Origin of the sequence: Alcaligenes sp. 13f, from assembly GCF_020496585.1 — a bacterium.
GTDB lineage: Bacteria > Pseudomonadota > Gammaproteobacteria > Burkholderiales > Burkholderiaceae_B > Alcaligenes > Alcaligenes phenolicus.
In genome coordinates this window covers 55945-62670 of the sequence record NZ_JAHKKC010000022.1, presented here as the reverse complement: position 1 = coordinate 62670, position 6726 = coordinate 55945, and the positions used below count along the sequence as shown (strand labels likewise).

Below are 6726 nucleotides of genomic sequence, written 5' to 3'. Positions count from 1 at the left end.
TCCGTTCACAGGGCAGTCATACGCCCTTCCTACACTGCCCGCAGTCCTGATCCGATGCCAACTGAGCAGCCCACCCCCACGCACAGTCTGGCCTCTCTTTTCACTTTTCTACACGAGTGGCTGTATGACCTTCTCTCCCCGTCTTCCCAAGTCCCCGGCATTGCAGCGCATGCAGCAAGCCGGGCTTACTCTGTCCATGGCCCTGCTGCTAAGTGCTTGTAGTGGTGGCTCCGGCGGCAATGATGGCTCCACCAGTCCTGGCGTGGACCCGGAACCCCCTACCGTTGAACCCGGCGACAAACCCCAGGCTCTGGGTGGCAAAAAAGCACTGATCGTCACCATCGACGGTTTGAGCTACGAAGCCTTGTTGCAAGCCCGTCAGGCCGGCCAGCACCCCGCCCTGAAATCACTGACCATCGCGCCCGCACAAACCGGCGGCTATGTCGGCACCAGCAGCGAACAACGCACCCTGCCCGTCCCTGGCTGGGCCTCCCTGATCACCGGCGTTTGGGCAGACCAGCACGGCCTGCGTGGCGTAGGCACTGCCGCTCCCACACTGAGCGCCCCCACCCTGCTAGCCCTGGCTGACAAGCAGCCCCAGGCCGCCATGGCCCTGAGCGCCGCCGACTACCGCAAGCTGCTGGGTGAAGACCTGCAGGCCGGACGCATCGTCGAAGCGGCCAACTGCACCGATTCCGACAGCTGTGTCAGCGAGCAAACCGAAAAATACCTGCAGCAAGGCAAATCCCTGATTCTGGCCCAGATCCAGGCTCCCGCCCGTGCCGCATCCCAGGGTGGCCTGGGTGGCCAGGCCTACCAGCAAGCCGTGCAAGCCTCGCTGGCCTCCGTGGACAAACTGTTTGCCCTGATCGAAAAACGCAAGCAGGCAGACGCTTCGGAAGACTGGTTGGTCATTCTGACCACCAGCTATGGTCTGGACGAATTTGGCGGCACCACTGGCTCGCAATTCAACCGCAACAAGACCAGCTTCATCGCCACCAACAAGACACTGGCCTCCTTGCCAGCCGTTGACAGCGCCGTGACCAGCACGACGGACATGAACACCCTGGCGGCTGTCATCGACATTGCCCCCACCGTGCTGTCCCACCTGGGCATCCAAAGCGAACAGTACCGCTTCCGTGGCTCACCACTGCAAGCTGAAACTCGTGTGCGCAACGTGTCCTTCAGCAAACCCGCCGACAAGAACATGGTGGACCTGAAATGGGTACTGGATGGTGACGCCTCGCAGGAAATTCAGGTCATGCGCGACGGCAAGCTGATCGCTACCCTGCCTGCCGGCACAACCCAGTACTCCGACCCAATGCCCACCTCGGACACCGAGCAGATCTACTCGCTCTACTACTCGATCCAGACAGGCAAGGCAGCGTCCGCCCTGAAAGCAGAAGTAGGTTACAAACCCCCACCCAAACTGGCTGACACCCTGAAAAACGGCCTGCAAAGCTACTACACCTTCAACGCCCAGCCCTTTACCGATAGCAAAGGTGGCAGCAGCCTGCAAACCTCCACCCCATCCGTGCCCGCCGGCCAGCTGATTGCCGCCGACTTCCTGGACCCCAGCACCGCCAAAGGCGGCCTGCGCATCCTGGGCAGCAATGTTGATGCCAATGGCAACCGAGGCTACCGCCTGGCCATGAGCCGCGACCTGTTCTCCCTGAGCAGCGTGCCCAAAATGACCATCGGCTTCTGGTTCCGCACCCCCGACAACTGCCAGGGTTACGGCGCTTCCATCATGGCCAACAAGAACTACGACTCGGGCAACACCGCCGGTTTTGCACTGGGCCTATTCAATTCCGGTGGCTGCGATATCCGCTTTAACACCGGCTACGGCGGTGGCCGTAATGAAAGCCAAGGCTACAACGTCACACCCAACGAGTGGGCTTATGTTGCCGTCGTGATCGACAAGGCGGATGGCCGGATGATGGGCCACGTATTCGACCCCAAGAAAGGGGCGCAATTTAGCTCCGTAGCCCTGGAAGCCCGCACGATCCAGGCCCTGGGCGGCACTGGCACGGGTGAACTGGGCTTGAACGAAGACGTTACCGGCCAGTACTACAAACGCTGGGGACGCAGCGACATCAACATGGACTTTGGCGAGCTGGCCATCTGGGATCGTGCCCTGAGCACGGACGAGCTGACCAGCATCTATGAATCTCGCCAACCTTTGTCCAGCCTCCAACCCTGATCGCCACGCAAGGACTTTTCATGACTCCCAAGAACACCTCACTTACCTTCGAGCGCCTCAAACGCGCATCTGTCTTGCTGATGTTCTGCGGGCTGCTGGCTGCCTGCGGTAGCGGCGGCGGTAGCGGTTCGGATGACACCGGCTCGCCGGAAGGACCGACCGAACCGGGCAAGCCCACTCCAGAACCTGCGCCGCAACTCAAATGCGCCCCTTGATTGATTAAGAGATTAAGCACAATGACTTCACGCCGCACATTCCTACGCAACATGACGGGTGCCAGCCTGGCAGCCGGCTCTCTGGCCGCCTTTCCTCCCAGCATCCGCAAGGCGCTCGCCATCCCGGCCAATAACAAGACGGGCACCATCAAGGACGTAGAGCACATTGTGGTTCTGATGCAAGAGAACCGCTCCTTTGATCACTACTTCGGCACCCTGAAAGGCGTACGTGGTTTTGGTGACCGCTTCACCATTCCACTGCCCAATGGCCGCAACGTCTGGCAGCAAAATGTCAGCTCGACCGAAACCGTGATGCCTTATCACCTGGACAGCACCAAAGGGAATGCCCAGCGTGTCAACGGCACCCCGCACTCCTGGTCGGACGGTCAGGCGGCCTGGGACCACGGCCGCATGGCTTTCTGGCCCAAGCACAAGAACCGCCACTCCATGGGCTTTTATCGCGAAGCCGAAGTGCCCTTCCAGTTCGCCATGGCCAATGCTTTCACCCTGTGCGATGCCTACCACTGTTCCATGCACACGGGCACGAACTCGAACCGCATGTTCTTGTGGACCGGTACCAATGGGCCCTCGGGCAGCGGCGAATGTACGGTGAACAACGCCTGGGACAGCCTGGGCCCCTCGCTACTGGGTTACGAGTGGAAAACTTACCCCGAGCGTCTGGAAGAAGCCGGCATCAGCTGGAAGGTGTACCAGAACCTGCCTGACAACTTCACCGACAACTCCTTGGCAGGTTTCAAGCAATATCGCCGCGCCAATGAGCAGTCCGGCAAGCCAACCAACACCCCTTACGAACCTTCGGATGATGTGGGCAACCCGCTGTACAAAGGCATCGCTAACACCATGCCCGATGGCGGTTTCTTTGGCCAGCTGCGTAAAGATGTAGAAGAAGGCAATCTGCCCCAGATCTCCTGGGTGGTGGCGCCCGCCAATTACTCCGAACACCCAGGCCCATCAAGCCCGGTGCAAGGTGCCTGGTACACCCAGGAACTGCTGGATGCTCTGACAGCCAACCCCGAGGTCTGGAGCAAGACCGTACTGCTGGTCAACTTTGACGAGAACGACGGCTTCTTTGACCACGTGCCTTCGCCCTCCGCGCCATCCATTGATCCGGTCACCGGCAAGCCCGCAGGCAAAACGTCCTTGAGCGAAGAAGAAATCGCGTTCGAATACTACAACTACCCCAGCCCCAAAGGTCTGTTGGGCCAGCCCCCCCGTGACGGCAAGGTCTTTGGCCCCGGCGTGCGCGTGCCCATGTACGTGATCTCCCCCTGGAGCCGTGGCGGCTGGGTGAACTCGCAAGTGTTTGATCACACATCCGTCATCCGCTTCATGGAAGAACGCTTCGGTGTGATGGAGCCCAATATCAGCCCCTACCGCCGTGCCGTGTGTGGCGACCTGACTTCGGCCTTCAACTTTGCCAGCCCGAACGACGAGCCGCTGCCTACCTTGAACGGCCGTCGCAGCCGTCAGGAAGCCGACTCCATCCGCAGCGCACAAGAGCGCTTGTCCCAAGTGCCTCAGCCCGTGGACAACCAGCGTATTCCCGTACAGCAAACCGGTGTGCGTCCATCGCGTGCCCTGCCTTACGAACTGCACGTCAGCGCCCGTTGCGACAGTGAAAAAGGCGTACAACTGCTGTTCTCCAACACAGGTAAAGCCGCCGCTGTTTTCCACGTCTACGACAAGCTGAACCTGGACCGTATCCCGCGCCGCTACATGGTCGCTCCCGACCAGATTCTGGACGATGTGTGGGACGTGCAGGCGAACAATCTGGGGCACTACGACCTGTGGGTATTGGGCCCGAATGGTTTCCACCGCCACTTCCGTGGTGATGTCAGCGTATTGAGCCAGCCCGAAGCCGCCCGTCCAGAAATTCGCGTTTGCTACGAAGTGACCAAGGGCGACATCTATCTGGAAATGATGAACGGCGGCCAGTCTGCCTGCACCTTCACCATCCAGTCCATGGCATACCGCGAAGACGGCCCATGGGAAGTCACCGTGGAACCAGGCAAGCAAGCCAAGCAATCCTGGGTTCTGAAATCCAGCGGTCACTGGTACGACTTTGTGGTGCGCAGCAACAGCGACCCAAGCTACTACCGTCGTTTCGCTGGCCGCGTGGAGTTTGGCGAGCACGGTGTCAGCGATCCGGCTCTGGGCATTCCGGCTTACCTGTAAGACTTAAACGCTGTGCATCTATAGTTCTCTATCGTCTGACTATGTGTGCGTGCGCACCACGCACACGTTTTGCCCCGATGCCTTTGCTTGGCATCGGGGCTTTTTTTTATTGATTGTGAGTGATGTCAAACGGGATCTGAAAGCCCGCTGATCCAGCAAGCTTAGCGGGAAAAGCGCGACCGTAGATTCAAGCCAATGTAATGCCTTCTACGTTGCCGCTTTCTTTTCGTCGCCACTCTTTCCTCTTTGGCCTGGACCGGTATCCGGGCGCTGCCCAACTCCACAACCGCGCGCAAAACAGCAGAGTAAGCGGTACGGGCAGGCAAGCAAACGTCAGCCCCTGCATACATAGCACGCTCACTGGACAAGGGGGACTCATCGGCCAGAAACAGAATGCCAACATTATCCAGCTGCCGCATCGCGGAAATAACGGCGTACACATCAAACGCGCTCTCGCCCTCCCCGTCAATAATCAGAATGCGCAAGCGCTTTCCGAAAGTGGCAAGGTCTGTAGGACTGGTTGCTACCGTCGTGCACACCCCGGAGCCGGCCAAATAATCATGCAGGGCCAGCATATCGCCCACACGCGATGATGCAGGCTGTGCAATCAGGAGAAAAACCACATCAAAATCATACATAGGGCGCGATACGCAGTCCTGTTATCACCGACCACCCTGCATCAATTTAATAATGGCCTGTGTATGCTGGGCGTTCTGGGTTCCGATCAGCAAACGCCCATCAGAAATCGTTTCACTGATACGAGCCACACTGACCAACTGCCCCTGCACACTCAAGAGCAGATAATGCCCTCGTGCCTGAGCCGTGACACTGCGCAGTTTGCTAATGCCGTTCTGGTTCATCTCCAGTAGCAAAAACGTACCTTGATCCTGAGTGGTTACTGGCGTGACGCGGTGCAGATCGGATTGCGTCAAAACAGGCTGGGGCAGCGCATACAGCGAGGTCCCCCCCACATCCACGGCCACCAAGGGCGCTTCTGCTTTCTCTTGCGCCAAATGCAGGGTAATAACAGTTTGAGCTTGGGCACGTGAGGCCGTCGGTGCCGCCGTGCTGGCATTGGTCGAACCACCCGCGCCTTGCATGACAGGCGGTGCTGGATCTACAGGTTCGGAAATATGACGAGGCATGGTTTGCTGACAAGCAGCCAGGCCACCAGCCAGAATCAACACCGCTAATTTGTGCAGAATATTCATTGTTTTCTCGATCACGGCACACACCCGGCCAAGACGGGTGTGTGCCTGGTTGCCGCATCCAACTTAACGTTGGCCTTGAACTTCGATATCGACCCGACGATTCGGTGCCAGGCAGGCAATCAAATCACTGCGATTGGGCTGATCACACTGCACAAGTGGACGGTCCTGACCAAAGCCTTGCGTCACAATTGCGGCGGCTGGAATGCCCTGGGCGGACAAGGCCTGTCGCACCGTCTGGGCACGTTGTTGCGACAAGCGCTGATTCGATGCCGCACTTCCAATCCGATCTGTATGGCCGGAAACCGTCACCCGTTCGATGTCGGACATTTGCTTGAGCTGGCCTGCAATATCACGAATCGTGCTCAGACCGGCGCTGGTCAAGGTCGCACTGCCAAACGCAAAGGCCACGTCCCCGGAAAGCGAAAATGGCTGAATGGTTGCGGTTTTCGGCGCCGCATCCAGAACAGAAGCACACTCACTAGGCTTCCAGTAAAAGCTGCGACCCAGCTTGTCCTGATCAAACAGCACCTTGAACTGACAAGTCTTGATGCCCTGTGCCGTGTTGAAGTGGAACAGGTAATCCCACTCGCGAACCTTGAAGCCTTCGGCAAAGTGCGGACGACCCAGCAGGTCATACAGCTGATCGCGAGTCACGCCTTCCCGGACCTGACGCAGATTGTCGATATTCGGGTAAGAGCCCGTGTGAAAAGTCGCTTTATCCACTTCCGGAAACACCGGGTTTTCCGTGTGGCCCTCCGAGTCCACCTGACTCAAGGTTCCGCAACCAGCAAGCACCAGACTGCCCAGCAAAGCAGCCCCAAACCAATTTTTCTTCATGATCTGAATTCCTTCAAAAGTGTGTGCTGTGCATCGGCGCCAATGCGCCGATGCACCATAGAGT

At 58.6% G+C, this 6726-nt stretch carries 6 protein-coding genes; 3 read left to right on the top strand and 3 right to left on the bottom strand.

The window, feature by feature from the left end; all coding sequences use genetic code 11:
- Window positions 1–124 precede the first annotated feature (124 nt).
- From KOE80_RS16580 to KOE80_RS16570, 3 genes are read left to right on the top strand one after another with little or no spacing between them, the layout of a single operon-like run.
- Complete coding sequence (locus KOE80_RS16580; protein WP_226349532.1) at window positions 125–2203, top strand: LamG domain-containing protein; 2079 nt, start codon at window positions 125–127, stop codon at window positions 2201–2203.
- 20 nt (window positions 2204–2223) lie between these two features.
- Window positions 2224–2418, top strand: a complete 195-nt coding sequence (locus KOE80_RS16575) for a hypothetical protein (RefSeq protein ID WP_035271967.1) — start codon at window positions 2224–2226, stop codon at window positions 2416–2418.
- Window positions 2419–2439: 21 nt separating this feature from the next.
- On the top strand, window positions 2440–4614 hold the full coding sequence (locus tag KOE80_RS16570) for a phosphocholine-specific phospholipase C (protein WP_060186993.1): 2175 nt from the start codon (window positions 2440–2442) through the stop codon (window positions 4612–4614).
- Between the two features lie 161 nt (window positions 4615–4775).
- On the opposite strand, the gene KOE80_RS16565 is transcribed toward KOE80_RS16570, so the two are convergent.
- The 3 genes from KOE80_RS16565 to KOE80_RS16555 form a co-directional block, all read right to left on the bottom strand.
- Complete coding sequence (locus KOE80_RS16565) at window positions 4776–5252, bottom strand: hypothetical protein (protein WP_226349531.1); 477 nt, start codon at window positions 5250–5252, stop codon at window positions 4776–4778.
- Between the two features lie 24 nt (window positions 5253–5276).
- Window positions 5277–5825, bottom strand: a complete 549-nt coding sequence (locus KOE80_RS16560; protein WP_035272160.1) for a SecDF P1 head subdomain-containing protein — start codon at window positions 5823–5825, stop codon at window positions 5277–5279.
- Window positions 5826–5888: 63 nt separating this feature from the next.
- Window positions 5889–6662 (bottom strand): OmpA family protein, encoded by a 774-nt coding sequence (locus KOE80_RS16555; RefSeq protein WP_226349530.1) that lies wholly within the window; start codon window positions 6660–6662, stop codon window positions 5889–5891.
- Window positions 6663–6726: the final 64 nt, after the last annotated feature.